Origin of the sequence: Bacillus sp. CH_48 (assembly GCF_038008465.1) — a bacterium.
Classification (GTDB): Bacteria; Bacillota; Bacilli; order Bacillales; family Bacillaceae_G; genus Bacillus_A; species Bacillus_A thuringiensis_S.
Genome location: NZ_JBBOZF010000001.1, coordinates 532,631 through 551,734, shown reverse-complemented (window position 1 = coordinate 551,734; position 19,104 = coordinate 532,631). Strand labels below are relative to the sequence as shown.

The following is a 19,104-nucleotide window of genomic DNA, read 5'->3' as shown; positions in this document are numbered from 1 at the left end:
ATACATTGGTAGGCTTTTTATAAGGAGATTTCCAATGAAGAAAGTAATGATTTTGGTTGTATCTGCTGTGGTGATCATAGCAGGAGGATATTTTACTATGGAATACTTAAAACAAAAAGAAAAAGAAGAAAAGTTTTGGAAGGCACAAGAGGCACGAGTAGAAAAGTATATTCATTACAATATTCAAGATGTAAAATCGATTACATTTAAAGAACACAGTGTAAGTCCAATGGGTGTTCCCAGATTAAAAGGTTATATAAACAATAATGAAGAATTGTATTTTATAGCTTATATTAGTACTACAGAAAATTTCGAAGATGATTTCACACGTTCTGGAGAACTTGGAAAACTAATAAAAAACCCTAAAAAATCAGTATCTGAAATTGAAAAGGAGGAGAAAGAAAAACAACAAGAGTAGTCTTTGTACTACTCTTTTCTTCTCTGTCTCATTTTAAGAAGAATCCATTGGTAGGTTTTTTATAAGGAGATTTTCTAATGAAGAAAGTAATCATTTGGGTTGTATCTGCTCTGGTGCTCATAGCAGGAGGGTATTTTACAATGGAATACTTAAAAGAAAAAGAAAAAGAAGAACAATTTTGGAAACGACAAGGAACACGAGTAGAAAAGTATATTCATCATAATGTTAAAAACGTGAAATCTATCACATTTACAGAACATAAAGTAAATCCAATGGGTATTCCTTATATAAAAGGATATATAAATGATGATAAGGAATTGTGGTTTAATGCTAGTATTAGTACTACAAAGGACTTTGAAAGTAAATTTGGATGTTCTGGAGAACTATATGATAACTACATGAAAAAACCAGCAAAGTCTGTATCGGAAATTGAAAAAGAAGAGAAGGAAAAGAAACAAGAGTAGTCTTTAAAATGTACCCTATAGAATAGACACTTGAAAAAAGTCTATTCTATAGGGTACATTTTAGTAAGTACTGATTTTTGTATTTTCTTTTTTTTATTCATGTTTTAACCTCCAATATGTGCTGGTAAAAAACAAGTACGGTAATTAGAATTCTGGTACAAAAACCTCAAAATATTTACAATTAATCTCCAAAACTTGGACACATTTATATTATTACTCTAAACAAACGTAGATTTCTCCTTTTCCACATGCATATAAACTTCAGAAATAATCTTTCTTCCTTCACTTTATATTTTGATTATACGAAGCAAAGTTCTCGTTTTTCTTACTTGATACTTACAAATTCCTTAAGTAGAGGATATTTTAAAAATGGATTTGTAGCGGTACTCCTATGTTAAGAGATAGCTTAAGGAACGAGGATTTTATTGTTTTTATAAAGAGTTGATGTTATGTTTGTTTTGTGATATATGGTGTTTTATGTATGTAGGAGGATTTATTGAAGAAATTATTAATATTGTTTTTATTAGCTACATTTTGTCTACAGATTACAGGATGTTCTAATAATATGGGTGCACTAAGGGAGAAGTCTAAAACTTCAACACTTGTGAAGTTTAAACGCATCAATAAAGGGTGGTACAAACATATGTAATAGTTTGTATCACCCTTTGTTGATGTTAAAAGTCATAAGAAAAAGGTTATAGATATTTTTCATAAAGAAAAGACACCCATATAAGAGTGTCCTTTCTAATAGTTTTTTAGCAGAAGCAACTGCATCCGATAATGATTAATAGTATAAAGAGTACAACAAGCAAAGCAAATCCTCCAGCAAAACCACAGCCTTCTCCGCAACTACCACCATAGCCCATAATAGTTCCTCCTTTAGGTAAGAGGATTAAAACTAAGGGCCATTCATGTATTTTAACGGGTTCACTTTACTTTATGTTTTTAAGAATGAATGGAGTAGGTCCTTTTTTATTTTATCGAAAGTAAACTTTTAGCCAGCAGTTTATTTTCATACTATTAATTTTTATACGTATTTGGTGAAAAATCAAGGAGCTGCAAAAAAATACTATACCGAAAGTTCGGTATAGTAACGTGCATATAAAAGATCCCACTTTGCTATATCCCAAAAAGAGTCATAAAAATCTATGTTTTTTTAATTCAGTTGCAAACTACAAAACTTCTTTTTAAAGAAATGTATGTACATACAAATTATATTTTATTCCATAACTCTCTAACTTTTGTTCGTGGTAGTCTGATATTGAAAAAATATAATATTTGGTACGACATCACTTTGTTTTTTTATAAAGTTTTGTAATTAAACTATAATATTGTATTTTTTTTTGTATTATTGAAATTAGTAATAATAAAATGTATTATTGAAAAGCACAATTTATAATTCAAGTAATCAGGACTATGCGCCCATTATAATTTGAACATTCAGAAATTATAATATTGTCTAAAAATGAGGTGAGATTCATAGAAACAGTACATATTAAATGGTATGGAATGTATAGTATAAATGATTTTTATAATAGGGAAGAAGCTTCTAAGAAGGGGATATTTGCAATCTCTAGAGTATGTGCTAAGAGTGTAACATTGCTATATATAGGACAAACCAAAAGAAGCTTTATACAAAAGATAAGGGAACTTAATAAGGAGTGGCCTTTCGATGAGAGCGAATTAAAGATTACATTAGGAATAATAGAATTTCCTAGTGGTGAAATTTACTCTGAAAAGAAGGTAAAAGAGATAAAATCCCTTTTGATTTTACGACATACCCCATTAGAAAACGAAACATCTTTATTATACTATAGAGGGAAATTTAATTTAAAAATTATAAATAAGGGAAGAAGAGGTTTAATTGTTAAAAAGCTTTCTACAGGAGATCTAATATGGACATAATTGGAATCACCTTTGAATAAAATTGAAGGTTTCTTAAGTGCAGAAGCTTATCAATTTTTAATGTATTAAACTATTTTGAATAACATATGTCAGATACTTGAAAAAACACAAATTTTATTATGATATGAAATCCTGTATGGAAAGTGTAGTTTATTTCTATTGTTTAATAAAAATATTAAGAATTTTAGGGATAATACATAAAGAGTAGAGGAGAAAGTAAACACGGAGGTTTGAAGAATGGGACAAGTAAGCAGATTTCAAGAAAAACAACAGAATCGTCGTCAAAAGGCAATTTTTAATATTGCATTTACTTTGGTATTAGTGACAGTTGGTATAGTGACATACCAGTTATTTACCGCTTCTAATACATCAAAGAAAGCAATTGCTCAAGAAAAGAAAGTAACAAAGATAGAAGAGAAGAAAACTGAAGATAAAGAAACAGCAAAGATAGAAGAGAAGAAAACTGAAGATAAAGAAACAGCAAAGATAGAAGAGAAGAAAGCTGAAGATAAAGAAACAGCAAAGATAGAAGAGAAGAAAACTGAAGATAAAGAAACAGCAAAGATAGAAGAAAAGAAAACTGAAGATAAAGAGGCAGCACAGTTAGAAGAGAAATCAAAAACAGAAAAATCGGTAAAAACGAACGGAACTGAAAATAATGAGGAAGAAAAAACGACATCTCAAGAAAAGGGTTCTCAAACTAATCCTTCTTGGAAGCCAATTGGTACCGAGCAAGGAGCAAAACCTGAAATGAAATTTAAAGAAGGAACAGTAGATTGGAGTGAGATGAAAAAAGCAATTTCTTATGCTGTTGATGTTCCAGAGAGCCAATTGATTTTCGATTTTATTGGGAATAATGGTAGTAATAAAGCATACGGTAATGTACGAGATAAGCAAAATAATAAAAAATATAAGGTTAATATTGATTGGGTAGAAAATCAGGGGTGGAAACCAGTATCTGTACAAGTGGTAAGATAAATAATAGAAATGTAATGATGTAAATCAGCTGTCCATATGGACAGCTGATTATTTTTTTGCTTAGCATATTTTTTTGAAAATGCTGGTAGTACCTCGTTGAGAAACATGAATTAAATCTATATTTTGTTTTATTTACCTCACTACTTTATCCATAATTTCTTTATATTTATAATAGTAATTAGTTTCAAATAAATAGTTGTACGGAAGAAAATGTTCCTTGTAAGTAGTAAGCATCCTTTGTAATTTTAATTTATAATTATTTATAAAAAAGAAAAGACACCCTAAGGTGCCTTCCTTCGACTTGAACCATCTTAATTTTAATAATATATTGGACTCCCATCCAAATATTATTTTACCATGTTAAGTTATTTTATTCATTGAGAAATATGTTTTAAATATATATTTTTAAAAAATATATAGATTTGAACAATATGTATACGAGCCGCATATCAAAAAAAAAGACACTCTCAAGAGTGCCTCTCCTTAGCAGCCGAATCCGCCGCCCCAACAGCTAGCGCCAACGATGATTAATAAGATGAAGAGCACAACAAGTAAGGCAAATCCGCCGCCGAAACCACAGCCTCCACCACAACTACCGCCATAGCCCATATTAACTCCTCCTTCCATAAAGACCATTTATTAATGGATTTAATTTAATTTATGTTTTTAAGGATGAATGGAGCAGGTCCTTAAAAAAATAAAAGGATTTTGGAAGTTAAAAAGAGTTGACGACCTTATTTTTGTCACCGGTATTTCGTCTTCTACATATTGTATTTTATTCTGTGTATTGGGGGAAGGAGGATCTTATGGCTAATTCTGAGATGATTTTACGTTTACTTACGGATTTAAAGATTGAACAACAATTGTTGAAAGAACAGTTAGAAAAAATGCAAACAGCTGTGACTATTCTTGAAGAAAAATCAGTGACGCTTAAAGAAAAACCAGCGACTCTTAAAGAAAAAACAATGACTCCTGAAGAAAAAACATCTGTTACAAAGCAAAGAGCTTTTTCTGGACGCCCAACATCTTTTCGTGATTGGAGAGCAGCTGCTCAAAAAAATTCATAAAATTATAAAAAAAGAAGACATCAATTTAAGCTGTCTTCTTTTCTTATCCAATCCAAATGAGTTAAGAAGGTATATCCATATTGCTTTAAAAATAAGAAGAAAATAACGATTGTCGACTCCTATTTTAGTATAGCGTATAATAATCTATATATTTATGTAATTTTACATAAATATATAGATTATATAATGTTAAGCATATATATTTTAGTTGTCTGTTATTTGTTTTAATTCATTTATTCTTATTATTTTTTAAGAGCCCCAGTAATGGGGCCTTTTTATAATTGTGTTAAAGTAGAAACCCCTCAAACATAAGGAGGGGTTACATAACTAGGAAAATAGTTATTTGTGTTTAATGAGAGGAAGTTCAGGGTGTTGTTTCTGAATTTCTTCTAAATGATTTTCGCTTTTACCTTTTAAAGTTTGATCGAAAAAGCTAGTTACTAGTTTATTAATCAGTTTGTAGTTTGTGGCTACATCTTCGCCAGGTTCATTAATAATAGGTGAAAATGCTGCTAAATCTGTAAAACTAGTATGGTTTGTTTTTGGAATTACCACTGTGTACACGCCCGGTTTTTCAATAGTTTTATTTCTTAAATAGACTATTTCCAATAATTCATTTTGGATTCCGGTTGTCTTTGGATTCTCAGCCTCTTTCATAAAATGAATCGTAGCTTCAGCATTCATCAACATGAATGGTTTTTGAGGACCGTCTTTAGGCATTGGATCGCCATACAATCCACCATCCATATTAATTGCAGCTTTAATACGCGTATCCTTCACTAACATTTGTGCGGCAGTTGCTCCACCAAAAGAGTGACCGAACATTCCAATTTTGTCATAGTCAATTAAGTCTGCAATAGTTTTAAAACTTTTATCGAAATTGCCTTCTATTACTTCATTTAAAACAAAAGTAGTATCCTGTTCCCATTTTTGAACTATGGTATTTAAGGCGGTAGGTGTATATTCAATTGGTATAGAGTCTACACGGTTTCCATTAGGGAAAATCGTTGTTGCTGCATATCCTGTAAAATTAAGAGCGATTACTACATAGCCTTGACTAGCTAATTCCTCTAACTGGAATGTATTTTGTTGACCATATAATCCCATCCCATGGCCGAATAAAAGGAGGGGGAATTTTTCTTTATCTTGAAGTGGCTTAGCATTCTGATAAGAATGTGTTTTTGTCAGCCCTAAATGTGTCGTTACGATATATGGAGCACCGTTTGTTACTGCCAATTGTTCAGCCAGCTCGTTTATGTTCTCAAAATAGGCAGAAGGCTTCCCTGATCCTTTTGCGGCAGGATAGTATACTTGTATCATTAACTCACGATTTCCATGATTATTTGGTACAGTGGTTTCTTTTCGATTTGTATCAATTAAATGAAAAGCTTTCGTTCCTACTGTATATTTTCCAGTAGGCTCTGGGAGTGTTATGATCGGAAAAAGTAAAGGTAATGTAAACATTGCGATAGCAGTTACGATAATTCCTAAACCTTTTAAAACTTTCATCACTAACTTTTTAGAAACGGCTGTAGTTTTTGGTTTCAAAAAAACTTGTAATGTTAAAACGAACAATAAGAAATAGGCGGGAATCATACGCCAGTTTGCACCAATTACAATGATGGTGGCAAATAATAATGCATAATTTATTAGTAAAAGGACTCCATTTTTTTTCGTCAAACCCCGTTTGATAAAGATGGGAATGATACTAGATAAAAGTAATACAGCAACAAAAATGATTTCTAACATTTTTAGCTCCTTTCCTAATCAATATAGATATAGATTGATAATTTACAACCTTCCCAATTATATAACTATAATTGATGATTGTATGCATGTAAGTAAGTTTAGAATGTTTTTATATGACATTAAAAAAAGTACTCATACGAGTACTTTTTCTTAAATGAATTATTATTTATTTTTAAACCGTTCCCCATAAATGATAAACCATACCGATAACAAAAAATGCTAGTCCTACAAACAAAACGATTAAAGCAAGCACTCCATTTTTATTATGTTCCATAAAATTAGCTCCTTTTCATTTACTTATCTACAAAAAGCCTTTAGTCGTAATTATGGCTAAAGGCTTGGATCTTCATACTTTGTAGTTTATAAAAAAGTTGCACTTCTGTATTAATTTGGAATATGATTATTTAAAGAGAAGGTGATGAGTACATGCAGGACAAAAAACAATTCCCGCTTATATCTGGAAATCTCTCATTAGATTTAGTAAATACAGAGCTAGTTAGGCGTGGACAACGTTATGATTTATTAATAACAAATGAAGATGTATTAGAATGGCTACATGTAATAAAGGTTAGTCTTCCTTTTTGGAATGAAAAAACATTTATAAGGATTCAAGAGCGCACGAATCAAGTGACATCTATTATATTGGAAGTAAGAGAGGTACTGAGAAAACAGTTTGAGGTAATTGCTGATCAGCACGAAATTTCCAATGATTTTGTTACGTATTTAGAAACACAAATTGAGAAAGCACCATTTACATATAAAATCATTGAACAGCAGCTAGTATCTATCCCGGTTGGAGAAATCGAGGATGTACTCGCATCGTTAATTGCATTTGATGCTTTAACGTTAATAGCAGAAAATAAGCTTATTTTCCTTAAAAGGTGTTCAAATCCTGACTGTGTTTTATTATTTATAGATAAGAGTGGGAAACGAAAATGGTGTTCTATGAAAATATGTGGGAACCGGAAAAAGGTAGCAAAATTTCAGGATCGAAAATTTGAAGAAGTCTAGAGAATCAACTTATAACAGTTGATTCTTTTTTTTTTCTTCTTTAACTAACCTATAAAATTAATATTTACAGGTTAGTTATGTCGAGTTATAATTGTTGGTAAATAAAGGAGGAGAATGATGGATAATATAACAGCAACTAAGCAGGAAGATCCTCAACCAATAAGTGTACGATATTTTACAAAAATGAAAGGGAAAGGAGGAAGTCCATTACAAGTAAATATAAAGGACTCTTTAACAGGACTACTAGGGGGATTTTTAACAATTATTACCTTAACATATTTAACGAGCATAACCTCTACAGAATTATTAATGGCTCCATTTGGGGCGAGTTGTGTATTAGCGTTTGGAGTTTGGAATGCGCCATTATCTCAGCCGCGTAATATTATTGGAGGACATTTGATTTCAACTTTCATTGGTCTATCAATATATCATTTGTTTGGGAATGAATATTGGACAATTGCTTTAGCAGTGGGGATGGCAATAGCCGTTATGATGTTAACGAGAACGACGCACCCTCCGGCAGGGGCCGATCCGATTATCGTTATTTTAGGGGCAAATAGTTGGAGTTATTTAGTAACACCAGTTTTAATTGGCTCCGTTGTTATTGTAGTTATTGCTTTATTCATTAATAATATGAGTAGTAAAAGAAGCTATCCAACTTTTTGGATTTAGTTTATAAAGCGAAAAACAATTTAAGTAAGTATGTCGTTTTTACTATGTTTTAATTTTTTTATAGAAAAAAGCCTTTAGTCGTAATTATGACTAAAGACTCCATGTCTCAAACTTTTTAATTTAAAGAGAAAAGACACCTTAATGCGCCTTCCTCCGACTTGAACCATCTTAATTTTAATAATATGTATTGGACTCCCATCCGAATATTATTTTACCCCTCAGAACGAAAAATTGTGCTTACTTGCAATAAAAATCTCATTTTTTCGTTTTGGGGTGTTATAAAATCTTGAAGTTGATGGGCATAGGGTGGGACCCAAAACAGTACGATTTTACTACATACTTTTTATTTATCCCACACTCTCATCTGCTAGTATTACTATTTTTTATTACTAATGTTGCCGTTTCACTCGGATGGCTAAGAGGAAAATGATGGCCATATGGAACAAAATCAACCTTACCAAGATGCGATGGAGCAGAATAGGCTCTGTCATAATCCCCCCAAATAATGTGAAGATTATACTTTGTTACTTCATTGAAATCACCTTGATCGTTTTTCAGTAGTAAACTGTTAAGCTGAACCGTAGTATTTAAAATTCTAGGAGAAGTAAAACTGTTACTTATCTTTTCAATATAATGTTCAGGGATGCTCTCCATACTTTCAAACAAACCATTACTTAATAAATAACGCTCTATCAAATTAGTAGTTGCTAATTTTAATGTCCATTTGTTCATAAATTGAGGAACATTTAGTGATTTAGCATTTTTTTTAGCAACAGGTGGCTGAAGTAAAGTGATTGCATACTTCTTATCTATGTACTCTTGTACCAATGCTTCCAGAAGAATAAACGCACCGAATGAATGGCCAATTAAATGTGCACCATTCGTAGCTTTCTCCAATAACTTTTTCACTACATTCAAATAGATATCTAGAAGATTTTTCTCTCGTTTAAAAGGAGAACGTCCCAAACCTGGAAGATCCAAGATCCATATAGGTTGACCAGTTTTTTCATGAAGCTCTTGTGCTAAAGGAAATAAATCTTCTCCATCACTCAATAAACCATGTAATAAAATAAACGGTTTACCCTCTCCTTGTAATTGGTAAAGGGTAGTGTTATCGCATAATGTTCGTTTAAATAAATGATTATGCTGGCCATTTTGATACATCATTCGATAATCCAGATCAGCTACTACGGCAGGCAAAAATTTTATTACACTCGTCTTCTTAAACCAATCTCCTCCCATAATTTTTTTCGCTGAAACATTTGGGAAATTTTGTTTTGTAATAAAATTCAATCCATCAGAAGGAATTTTTGTTATTTTACTTACTCCACTATTCATAATTGCTTTCATAAGTGGCATTGGAACAGAGATTTTTGGTGCCCTCATATTCATACTTTCCGACATAATATTTAATAATTCAGCAATGTTCTGATCGTACTGTTTGTCTTCAACAAGTGTATATGTTTGAATAGTCGGTTGCTCCAATCTGAAAACCTGCATAATAAACTTCGCAAGCTCATCGTTTGAAATAAGTGGTAACCTATATCCCTTACCTCCAGGAATCATTGGCATGAGCCCTCTTCGCATACTCATCACAAGCAAACCTAATCCTGCTATCTGCTCTGTACTCCCTGTTTTACTACTACCGACTACAGTTGGCGGATTAATTACAGAAAGCGGATAACCTACTGCGGATGCCTGCTGACGGATATAGAGATCTGCTAAAAATTTTGTTCTCTCATATGGATTTTTTATTTTTAAATAATTGTTTCCTTCTGTAAACACATCAATTGCAATCTTGCTATTTTTATCATCAAAGGGACTCATATAACCTACAACATGAATAAATTGTTGCAAGCCCTTCAATTGATGAATACTTTTAGCTAATTCACTAATATGTTTGGCGCCATTTAAAAATACGGAAGCTGCCTCTTTACTTGTCGCTTGAATATCCATGGGGCCTCCTGCGTGAATAATCACATCCGTTTTCAATACCCTCTCCTTATCTTCAGCACTTAGACCTAAATCTATTTTCGTCAAATCACCTTCAATAAAGTGCATAACTTTCTTTTTTAAGCTGCCTCTTTCTTGAAAAAGGCGTATTGCTTTACTTTTCGACCTTACTAAAAGAAGAATTTTAACATCCTCTTTGGCTAATTCTTTCACTAATTGCTTTCCAATAAAGCCTGTTCCACCAGTTAAAAATACTGTTCTCATATAAAATCCCCTTTGTAGTACTAATTAGTACTAATTTGATGTAAAAAAAAAGCTTCTTTTATCGAAGCAATTTAAAAAAATGATCTGCTGTTTTCGTGATTACAGTTGCATCTTTCAATGTTTCTGAAATAAATAACGCTCCCTCAAGATTTGTAATAAAAAGTGATGCAACCTCATCAATATGAATCGTATTTCTGAATTCTCCATTCTCTACCCCTTGTTTAAGTAATAGAGAAACTTTCTCTTGTAATCCTGTAAAAAAAAGACCTATTTTTTCTTTTATTTGCGTGGCCTGTGTAGGACTTTGAATATAAAGAGTAATAAATGGACAGCTCCCCTTATACTCTCTCGACTGAACTCCTTGTGATAATTGCTTTAAAAACAGTTGGATACGATCTTCAACTAAAAATTGGTTCTGAGAAAGTACGTTATCAATTGCAGATTGATACATTTCAATCCAATAATCAACGACCCCTTCTAATAATTGTTCCTTATTAGAAAAGTGATAATACACATTAGACTTTGAAACTTTGCTTACACGTACTAATTCATCCATACTTGTATAAGCAAACCCTTTTTCTAAAAATAATGTTGCAGCTACTTCAATCACACGTTTTTGATTCATTAATTTTACCTTTGTCATAACTAGAACTATATAGTACTAATTTAAATATTGCAAGTATTTATGTTAATTTTTAAAAAATTCCCACTAACATTGATTTTACTGCAAAAAAAATCTTATTTTGAATAAAGTTGAACTGAACCCCGAAATTGTTAATTTACTATCGTCTAATAGGGGTCACCATATACGCCCATCAACTTAAGAAAAAGAAATGCCCCCAAAACGAAAAAATGAGCAGCTTCTCAGAATAACTATCTGTAGAGAAAGAAAATTTTAATTTAGGGGGATATGAAAATATTAGCTTGATGATGATGGGGTAGTACCAACGAGTCGCTTAGAATTGTAAATCTGTCTTTTCATAATCCTACTCCATAAAGAAAAGACACCCTAAAGTGCCTTTTATCGATTTGAATTATTTATTGTATGTAGTTCATATTCGTTAGCATAAAACTCTTTTATTAGTTTTATTTCATTCGTATCTGGATTAAACTTAAATATTTTAATTTGATTAGATTCGTCTTTGTATGCAAATGTATACTCACCAACTTGGGTCATATTGCTGGTATTTAAGATAGGATCGCTACCGTGATCAGTAATTTCCACAGTTTTCTCACGATCCCAAAACGCGATGACAATAATCAAAATGATGAGGTATACACGTATGAAACGTAGTTCTCTTGCAACAGGATGTTCCATCTGTTAGTTTCCTTTACTGTTTGATAGAGTCTGTTTATAAAAGAGATAATTGCAATGAATATAAATAAAAAAGACACCGTAAAGTGTCTTTTTTATTTTAGTTATGCGCATTACTTAATAAGACGCTAGTTCCTCAGTCTGGCTATGAGTAACTATGTAGGGTAATTCTATTATAACATTTTAACCAGTAATGGGTCTATATGGAATTTTATTGATTTTCTTTTTGATTATTCAGAATGACTTACCAAGTATTTGGATGAGGAAAGCAGTGAGACAGAAGCGACTAAACTTGTTTTAGAAGAGTGTCTTCTTTTTTGTATCATTGTGAGTAAAGTGTAGAGTTATATTTCCCTTTACACGAAGATAACGGTATACTATAGTTAAGTAAACTTAACTATTAAGCGAAACGAAATAAAAGCATGGAGGAATAACGCTATGACTAGAACTTATAAAGAAGTAATTAATGAAATGAACCGAGCTTATAATGAATTCTACATTTTACTATTTCAGGAGTTAAAAGATGAGTTCGGTCTTACAGGACAGCAAGAGAGCATGCTATTTCATATTAATTTAAATGAAAACACGACAGCAAATCACATTGCGACTACCTTTAATGTATCCAAAAGTGCCGTTAGCCAAGTTTTATCGAAATTGGAGAAACAGAAGATGATTTCAAAACAAGTAAACCCTAATAATAAAAGGGAGTATTTTCTTACACTTGGTCCAAACGGTAGTAAGTATATAGAGCGGTTGTCTGAGTTAGATGATGTATTAATTGAGAAATACTTTTCTAAAATCGATATAAATGCCCTAGAGCAAATGACAGAGACGTTAACGAAAATAAATAAAGTGATATTGGAAGAAAAGCAGAAAGATCTTGATTGTAATGAGTAAGAACTTAGATGAAGCAATTAGTAGAAAGGAGGGGAAGCATGTGATGAGTTACATACCAAATATGATTACGATAGCAAATTTTGTGTGTGGGCTTTTGGCTATTCATGCTGTTTTCGTTGACGATATGTACGGTGCAGTTATGTTCATTATTACAGGTATGGTCCTTGATTTGTTTGATGGCATGGTCGCTCGGAAACTTGATTCTGTTTCAGAAATTGGTGGAGAGTTGGACTCATTTGCGGATTTAGTTACTTTTGGTGTGGCACCATCTATTCTTGCATATAATGCCTCGTTAAAAGATTTGCAGTCTATCGGGATGATATGCGCGCTCGCTTATAGTATTTGCGGAATGCTTCGGCTTGCGAGATTTAACACACAGCAAAGCAAACTCCCGACATTTATCGGAATGCCGATTCCATTCGCGGCAATGTGTCTCCTTATTTTATGTTTTTTAAAGAATCCAGTTTCCGTGGCGTTTGGTACATGCGTACTCGCTTATTTAATGGTGAGCAAAATCAAATTCCCTCATTTAAAAAAAGATATAGCTGAAAGCTTGAAGCTTGGAAGATTGGATTGATGATACGGAACTACAATGAGAAAGATAAAGGAGAATAACATGATTCGTATGGCATTAAGATCATTCAACATACAAATGTATTGTTTGCTAGGCGTAATGTTATTGGGATGGCTCGTGACACCTTTTTCAGCCCAGTTTGTCGGGATAAGCATTGGCCTTTTGGTGAGTATGTACTGCGCCTGGATTTTAGGAAGGCGTATTGAAAAGTTCGGAGATAGCATTGTAAAAAAAGAAAAAGCACCGATGCTCGGAATGATAAATCGGTTCGCAGCGGCAATACTTGGCGCGATTATTATGTATGAAATTGAACATCATGAATTCATGTGGACATTTGCAGCTGGAATTATGGGTGGGTATTTCTTGATTATTATTAATTTGGGGTATTACAGTATGAGGGATGCGAAGGAATAGAGTGAAAACTAAGTTTAAGCATACTGTTGCCTAACAATGAATAGCGGATTATTAAGAAGAGCAATAATTAAACCCAACATAAGATTTAAGAAAAATTTTATATTTACCCCACTTTTTATTTTAAAAGTTTTTCCTATCCTATAAACAAGTTACATCAAGGAGGAGACTGAAAATGAAGAAGTGGGGATTTTATATTTTTAATATATTCCCTATATTCGAAGACAAAGTAGAAGATTAAATATATGAACAAAGTACCAGTTCTTGAACTATGTTCTAAAATAATAGATGAAAATGTAAAGTTAGGGGATTCCACATGCATACAGGAGTTTTGATGAGTTATTTATATACTTATTTTTTTACTATTATGTTTTGTATTATGTTTCAAATTGGATTTTATTTTAAAGCGAAAAGAAACATATCTATTCGGCATTTTCTATGGGTATATATTTTTCTATTCTATCTTTCGCTAGTGTATAAGGTGACGCAGATTGCGACTGTATGGGATATAAGTAGATATGAAACGTGGATTCGTGTAAATCAAATCAATTTGACTCTATTTGATACGGCGGGTAGTACTACGTATCTTTTGAACATCGTACTGTTTATGCCATTAGGTTTTTTATTGCCGACTATTTGGCCGCAGTTTAAAAAAATGAAAAACACCGTATGCGCGGGATTCTTTTTTTCATTGGCAATTGAGTTAAATCAATTACTAAATAATAGAATTACAGATATTGATGATTTATTTACGAACACCCTCGGGGCGATTATTGGGTATTTATTATATAGCGTTTTATTTAAAATGATATGTAAAAGAGATGAAAAAAAGTTTGATACGAATTCTTCTCTAGTCATAAAATACGAGGCTGTTTTTTGTTTAGTGTGTTCATTTGTAGGTGCGATGTTAATTTATTATCCAGCTTTATTTGGAAGACCTGTAATTATTCAGTGAGGTGATTAAGAATTTCTTGTTAACGCCTGTACGATATTTCAATTTGCAAAAAGCCTTTAACACGTTATAGTTAAAGGCTTTTATCATCATAATTTTTACTTACCAATTACCCACTCTAACATCCGCCTTCAACCACTTCACCCAATCCAAGTCCTCTACTTTAAGCAAACTAAGCGAAACACCCTTCATATCTAAAGAAGTCAACAGCGTACCAACCTTTACGAATGTAACTTGCAATCCTTCAAGTTCACACAAACGGCGAATGTCGTTTGCGAAAATGTATTGTTCCATTAATGGTGTCGCACCGAGTCCGTTAATAAGGATGGCGAAGTTGTCGCCTTTTCTCCAGCGATAAATGCTTTTTAGTTTGTTCATCAGTTCAATCGCTAATATTTCAGAAGAGGACAGCGATTCTTTGCGGTAACCTTTTTCACCGTGAATACCGACGCCGTAAAAGACTTCATCTTCGTTTAATGTGAATGAAGCTTGTCCTTTCACTGGATCGTTGGCAGGTGAAAGGGCGACTCCTAATGTGTGTAAGTTTTCAGTGATAGAACGGCCGAGTGCAGTCAGTTCTTCTAAAGAATGTCCTTCAAGAGCGGCTGCACCAAGTATTTTTTGAATGAAAACAGTACCAGCGACGCCGCGTCTTCTTTTATTAAAGGAAACATCATCTTCAATTGAAACGTCGTCATTTACGATGATGTGGTCAATTTTTCTTCCTTCTTCTTTAGCAATTTGCTTTGCCGCTAGAAAGTTTTCAACGTCATCTTTAAAGTTTTTAATGATGAATAAAATACTTTTATCTTTCGGCATAAGGCGAGTTGCCATTATAATTTGTTCCACTGTAGGCGGAGTGAAGATGCTTCCGTTTACTGCTGCCGTAAGCATTCCTTTTCCTACATAGCCAATATCAGCGGGTTCATGTCCGCTACCACCGCCGCTTATTATAGCAACGTTTTGCTTCAGTTTTTCAATATCTTTTACATAAATGATGTTATTTGTTTCGTCGTAATTTACTTTGTCGTTATGTTCAAAATAAAAGCCATGCATCATATCTTGAACAATATTTTGTACATCATTCATAATCTTTTTCATTGCTTTTGCCACCCTTTAATTACTTTGCTGACTGCTCCAGTAATAGTAGTAATTGATTGTTTATCATATTTTTCATGAGAGAAGACATAATGGATGGATTTACTTCGCACTTGCTTTCAATCCAATCTTTTATCGTTCCAACGAAGCCGTGACTATAAAAGGAGGCAATCGTATTTTTCGTTTCAATAGAAAGAGTTAAGCCACAGTTCACGGATAGTTCATCAATAATCTTCATATATAAGTTTTTCGTGTGCTCAAATAAATAGTGATTAAACGAGTTTTGTTCAATGACTTTAAAAGCATTTCGGTAAAATTTTTGATTTTCGTAAAAGTAATCAAATAATAAATCGAAAATGGTTTCCCATGTTTCATAGTCGAGAAAGTCGATAATGTTTTCTTTCGTTTCTTCTCTATAAATCCAGCTTAATAGTTCAAATTTATCTTTAAAATGATAATAAAAAGTTTGCCTACGCATTTGACAGTGTAACATAATATCGCTCACTGATATTTTATGAAACGACTCTGTTTCCATTAAATATTTCAATGAGTTCGCGATTATTTTTTTAGAAATTATAGAAGAGGTCATCTGAATCATCCCTAGAATGTTAGTAATATAAAAATCCTATCTATAAATGAGAGCGGTGTCTTTAGACAGATTGTCCATTTTGTCCGTTTACTATAAAACGCTTTCATTTTAACATGAGTAGTCAGAAGAAGATTTCAAATATATCACAATATATTAAAGGAATTGAGGGATAATCACAATGAAAAAGATTATAAACAAACCAGAAACATTAGTAATGGAAATGTGTAACGGAATGGTTATGGCTCACCCAGAGCTTGAACTTTTGAAAAAATATAAAGTTATTAAGAAGAAAGAAATGAACGAAAACAAAGTAACGTTAATTAGTGGCGGCGGTAGTGGCCATGAGCCGGCACATGCAGGATTAGTCGGAAAAGGAATGTTAGATGCGGCGGTGTGCGGAGATGTGTTTGCGTCACCTTCACAAATTCAGGTGTATCAAGCGATTAAAGAGACAGCTAGTAAAAAAGGAACGTTATTAATTATTAAAAATTACAGCGGCGATATTATGAATTTCAAAAACGGAGCTCATTTAGCGACGGAAGATGGAATTGAAGTCGACTACGTAAAAGTGGATGATGATATTGCGGTAGAAGATAGCCTATATACAGTAGGACGCCGCGGCGTTGCGGGAGTTATTTTAGTTCATAAAATTGCCGGCGCAGCAGCGGAAGAAGGTATGGATTTAGGAGCGGTGAAAGCTGTAGCGGAAAAAGCAGCGGCTAACGTGCGCACAATCGGTTTAGCGTTAACTTCTTGTACAGTTCCAGCGAGCGGATCACCTACTTTCACACTTGCGGAAGATGAAATGGAATACGGCGTAGGTATTCACGGCGAACCAGGAATTAAGCGTGAAAAAATGCTGTCAGCAGATGAACTAGCTAACCGTATGACAAATGATCTTGTAAAAGATTTAGGAGTAAAAGATGGCGAGGAAATCGCACTTCTAGTTAACGGTTTTGGCGGAACACCACTGCAAGAACTTTACTTATTTAACAACGCAGTGACGAGAGAATTAGCTGCTAGAAACATTAAAATCAATAGAGTATTCGTCGGTAACTATATGACAAGTATCGATATGGCTGGCATGTCTTTAACAGTGATGAAGTTAGATGATGAGTTAAAAACATTACTATCAAAAGAGTGTAATACACCAGCGTTTAAAGTAGATGGGCCAGTTGAAAGTGTAGAGTACGTGAATGTGCTTGAAGAGAAAGAAGAGAAGGAAGTTTCCTTTGAAATAGAAACAGCGGAAGAGCACGCTGTTATTAAGGATAATGTTATTACATTAAACAACATGATTTATCTCGTTGATAAAATGAGCGACGTTATTATTAAAAACGAAGTACCGTTCTGTGAGTTAGATACACACGCAGGTGACGGCGACTTCGGAATGAGTGTGGCAAAAGGATTTAAGCAATTAAAACGTGAGTGGCATTCTATTGTAGATCAAGAGAACGTAACGATTGGGTCATTCCTTGACGGTTGTTCAATGATTATTATGGAACATTGCGGCGGCGCATCTGGTCCAATTTGGGGTGGTGCATTCCGCGCAGCTAGCAAAGCAGCAGGAGAAAAACGTGAGCTAACAGTGAAAGAATTCGCTGAAATGTTGCAAGCAGCACTTCAAGGTATACAATCTATCGGAGAAAGATCATTTGGTAGAGGAGCGGTAGTTGGTGACAAAACACTTGTTGACGCACTTGCTCCATGTGTAGATTCTTGGTTAGATAGCGCTTCAAACGAAGAAGACATGAAAACTGCTTTTGAAAAAGGAGCAGAAGCAGCAGTTAAAGGAGCGGAGTATACGAAAGAAATCGTAGCTCGCATGGGCCGCGCCGGTACAGTTGGTGAAAGAAGCTTAGGCTATCCAGATGCAGGTGCACATGCACTTGGAGTTATCTTTACGGAGATTGCGGGTAGTTTGAGATAGAAATTAGAGAAACCCCTCTGCCTTATGGTGGAGGGGATCTTTAATTATAACCATCATTCTTCCAGTGAAAAAATTTATTTGTTAGCCAATCTAGAAGCCGCCTCTTCAACTTCTTTATACGCATTTTGTAATACTTCATGTGGATCTAGTACTGCTGTTCCTTGTGCACGAACGATTTGATAATCTTCAATACCTAGGAAATTAAACATTGCTTTTAAATATTTATGAGAGTATTCCACTTCTGTATACCAATCATCATTTGTATAAATTCCTCCACTTGCTTGTATAACAAGCATTCTTCTTCCATCTTTAAGTAATCCGACTGATCCATTTTCAGTATATTTAAATGTTTCACGTGCAATCATGATATTGTCCATGTAATCTTTTAACTTTGATGGAATATTAAAGTTGTGCAAAGGTAATACGATAACATACGTATTTGCACTTTTAAATTGTTGTAAAATCTCGGACATACGCTCTGTTACTTTTTGTTCTTCATCAGTTAACTTTTGTCCATTTCCTTGCTTTTCCCATGCGCTTAAAACAGTTTTATCTATCATTGGTACTACATCATCGTATAAATTAATCTGTTCAATCGTTTCATTATTAGGAATTAATTCTTTATAAGATACTAAAAAGTGGTTAAGAACCTTAATGCTGACTGATGATGGATCATCCACTTTCGGATGTGCGTTTATGATAAGTGTTTTGTTCATTTGTATTTCCCCTTTTTAAAAGTTTTTACGTTTATATTAAAGACCAAGTTAATCGACGATTAACTTGGTCTTTAATATAAACTCTGAAATTATTTTTGTCAAATGAAATACATACTATTCTAAAAGAGCTTTTTTTATTTG

General features: G+C 33.2%; 22 protein-coding genes. 13 read left to right on the top strand and 9 right to left on the bottom strand.

Going from position 1 to position 19,104, the window contains the following annotated elements:
• The first annotated feature begins 34 nt into the window (after positions 1 to 34).
• The 3 genes from N2V92_RS02480 to N2V92_RS02470 all read left to right on the top strand — a co-directional run bounded on the left by N2V92_RS02480 (position 35) and on the right by N2V92_RS02470 (position 1,531).
• Complete coding sequence (locus N2V92_RS02480) at positions 35 to 418, top strand: DUF1433 domain-containing protein (protein ID WP_016078013.1); 384 nt, start codon at positions 35 to 37, stop codon at positions 416 to 418.
• 77 nt (positions 419 to 495) lie between these two features.
• Positions 496 to 882, top strand: coding sequence for a DUF1433 domain-containing protein (locus N2V92_RS02475; protein ID WP_016078012.1), 387 nt, complete (start codon positions 496 to 498; stop codon positions 880 to 882).
• A gap of 496 nt (positions 883 to 1,378) precedes the next feature.
• Complete coding sequence (locus N2V92_RS02470) at positions 1,379 to 1,531, top strand: hypothetical protein (RefSeq protein WP_000734746.1); 153 nt, start codon at positions 1,379 to 1,381, stop codon at positions 1,529 to 1,531.
• A 106-nt stretch (positions 1,532 to 1,637) separates the two neighbouring features.
• On the opposite strand, the gene N2V92_RS02465 is transcribed toward N2V92_RS02470, so the two are convergent.
• Positions 1,638 to 1,748, bottom strand: coding sequence for a YjcZ family sporulation protein (locus N2V92_RS02465; RefSeq protein WP_000540371.1), 111 nt, complete (start codon positions 1,746 to 1,748; stop codon positions 1,638 to 1,640).
• Positions 1,749 to 2,352: 604 nt separating this feature from the next.
• On the opposite strand from N2V92_RS02465, the gene N2V92_RS02460 reads away from it, so the two are divergent.
• Both N2V92_RS02460 and N2V92_RS02455 read left to right on the top strand, forming a co-directional pair.
• Positions 2,353 to 2,787: a hypothetical protein gene (locus tag N2V92_RS02460; RefSeq protein WP_002100802.1), complete on the top strand. Its 435-nt coding sequence runs from the start codon at positions 2,353 to 2,355 to the stop codon at positions 2,785 to 2,787.
• Between the two features lie 237 nt (positions 2,788 to 3,024).
• Entirely contained in the window at positions 3,025 to 3,765 is a 741-nt protein-coding gene (locus tag N2V92_RS02455; protein ID WP_042597230.1) for a YrrS family protein, read from the top strand.
• A gap of 483 nt (positions 3,766 to 4,248) precedes the next feature.
• Here N2V92_RS02455 and N2V92_RS02450 read toward each other — a convergent pair whose 3' ends face one another.
• The gene (locus N2V92_RS02450; protein WP_000540377.1) at positions 4,249 to 4,374 is read right to left on the bottom strand and encodes a YjcZ family sporulation protein; all 126 of its coding nucleotides are present in this window, start codon (positions 4,372 to 4,374) and stop codon (positions 4,249 to 4,251) included.
• A 197-nt stretch (positions 4,375 to 4,571) separates the two neighbouring features.
• On the opposite strand from N2V92_RS02450, the gene N2V92_RS02445 reads away from it, so the two are divergent.
• The gene (locus N2V92_RS02445) at positions 4,572 to 4,832 is read left to right on the top strand and encodes a hypothetical protein (RefSeq protein WP_000013695.1); all 261 of its coding nucleotides are present in this window, start codon (positions 4,572 to 4,574) and stop codon (positions 4,830 to 4,832) included.
• A gap of 339 nt (positions 4,833 to 5,171) precedes the next feature.
• On the opposite strand, the gene N2V92_RS02440 is transcribed toward N2V92_RS02445, so the two are convergent.
• Entirely contained in the window at positions 5,172 to 6,581 is a 1,410-nt protein-coding gene (locus N2V92_RS02440; RefSeq protein WP_000889698.1) for an alpha/beta hydrolase family protein, read from the bottom strand.
• 426 nt (positions 6,582 to 7,007) lie between these two features.
• On the opposite strand from N2V92_RS02440, the gene N2V92_RS02435 reads away from it, so the two are divergent.
• Positions 7,008 to 7,592, top strand: a complete 585-nt coding sequence (locus N2V92_RS02435; RefSeq protein WP_001152933.1) for a CGNR zinc finger domain-containing protein — start codon at positions 7,008 to 7,010, stop codon at positions 7,590 to 7,592.
• Between the two features lie 117 nt (positions 7,593 to 7,709).
• A complete protein-coding gene (locus N2V92_RS02430; RefSeq protein ID WP_016078010.1) occupies positions 7,710 to 8,264 on the top strand; it encodes an HPP family protein in 555 nt (184 codons plus the stop codon).
• 360 nt (positions 8,265 to 8,624) lie between these two features.
• Here the strand turns inward: N2V92_RS02430 and N2V92_RS02425 are convergent, their stop codons facing one another.
• The 3 genes from N2V92_RS02425 to N2V92_RS02415 form a co-directional block, all read right to left on the bottom strand.
• Positions 8,625 to 10,481, bottom strand: a complete 1,857-nt coding sequence (locus N2V92_RS02425; RefSeq protein WP_001261153.1) for an alpha/beta fold hydrolase — start codon at positions 10,479 to 10,481, stop codon at positions 8,625 to 8,627.
• A 58-nt stretch (positions 10,482 to 10,539) separates the two neighbouring features.
• A complete protein-coding gene (locus tag N2V92_RS02420) occupies positions 10,540 to 11,106 on the bottom strand; it encodes a TetR/AcrR family transcriptional regulator (protein WP_001072305.1) in 567 nt (188 codons plus the stop codon).
• 396 nt (positions 11,107 to 11,502) lie between these two features.
• Positions 11,503 to 11,799: a YmzC family protein gene (locus N2V92_RS02415; protein ID WP_000400974.1), complete on the bottom strand. Its 297-nt coding sequence runs from the start codon at positions 11,797 to 11,799 to the stop codon at positions 11,503 to 11,505.
• A gap of 435 nt (positions 11,800 to 12,234) precedes the next feature.
• Between N2V92_RS02415 and N2V92_RS02410 the strand changes: the two genes are divergently transcribed.
• From N2V92_RS02410 to N2V92_RS02395, 4 genes are all read left to right on the top strand, one after another.
• Positions 12,235 to 12,693: a MarR family winged helix-turn-helix transcriptional regulator gene (locus N2V92_RS02410; RefSeq protein WP_000198943.1), complete on the top strand. Its 459-nt coding sequence runs from the start codon at positions 12,235 to 12,237 to the stop codon at positions 12,691 to 12,693.
• Positions 12,686 to 13,270: a CDP-diacylglycerol--serine O-phosphatidyltransferase gene (gene pssA / locus N2V92_RS02405; RefSeq protein WP_000042027.1), complete on the top strand. Its 585-nt coding sequence runs from the start codon at positions 12,686 to 12,688 to the stop codon at positions 13,268 to 13,270. The genes N2V92_RS02410 and pssA overlap by 8 nt, the downstream gene beginning before the upstream one ends.
• Before the next feature lie 39 nt (positions 13,271 to 13,309).
• Complete coding sequence (locus N2V92_RS02400; RefSeq protein WP_000620605.1) at positions 13,310 to 13,681, top strand: ATP synthase subunit I; 372 nt, start codon at positions 13,310 to 13,312, stop codon at positions 13,679 to 13,681.
• A gap of 313 nt (positions 13,682 to 13,994) precedes the next feature.
• Entirely contained in the window at positions 13,995 to 14,633 is a 639-nt protein-coding gene (locus tag N2V92_RS02395; protein ID WP_000556870.1) for a VanZ family protein, read from the top strand.
• A 99-nt stretch (positions 14,634 to 14,732) separates the two neighbouring features.
• Here N2V92_RS02395 and dhaQ read toward each other — a convergent pair whose 3' ends face one another.
• Both dhaQ and dhaS read right to left on the bottom strand, forming a co-directional pair.
• Positions 14,733 to 15,731 (bottom strand): DhaKLM operon coactivator DhaQ, encoded by a 999-nt coding sequence (gene dhaQ, locus N2V92_RS02390; RefSeq protein ID WP_016097855.1) that lies wholly within the window; start codon positions 15,729 to 15,731, stop codon positions 14,733 to 14,735.
• Between the two features lie 19 nt (positions 15,732 to 15,750).
• Positions 15,751 to 16,317 (bottom strand): dihydroxyacetone kinase transcriptional activator DhaS, encoded by a 567-nt coding sequence (dhaS, locus tag N2V92_RS02385; RefSeq protein ID WP_042597235.1) that lies wholly within the window; start codon positions 16,315 to 16,317, stop codon positions 15,751 to 15,753.
• Positions 16,318 to 16,495: 178 nt separating this feature from the next.
• Between dhaS and dhaK the strand changes: the two genes are divergently transcribed.
• A complete protein-coding gene (dhaK, locus tag N2V92_RS02380; protein ID WP_016097856.1) occupies positions 16,496 to 18,247 on the top strand; it encodes a dihydroxyacetone kinase subunit DhaK in 1,752 nt (583 codons plus the stop codon).
• A 74-nt stretch (positions 18,248 to 18,321) separates the two neighbouring features.
• Here dhaK and N2V92_RS02375 read toward each other — a convergent pair whose 3' ends face one another.
• Positions 18,322 to 18,963: an FMN-dependent NADH-azoreductase gene (locus N2V92_RS02375; RefSeq protein WP_042597237.1), complete on the bottom strand. Its 642-nt coding sequence runs from the start codon at positions 18,961 to 18,963 to the stop codon at positions 18,322 to 18,324.
• Positions 18,964 to 19,104 lie beyond the last annotated feature (141 nt).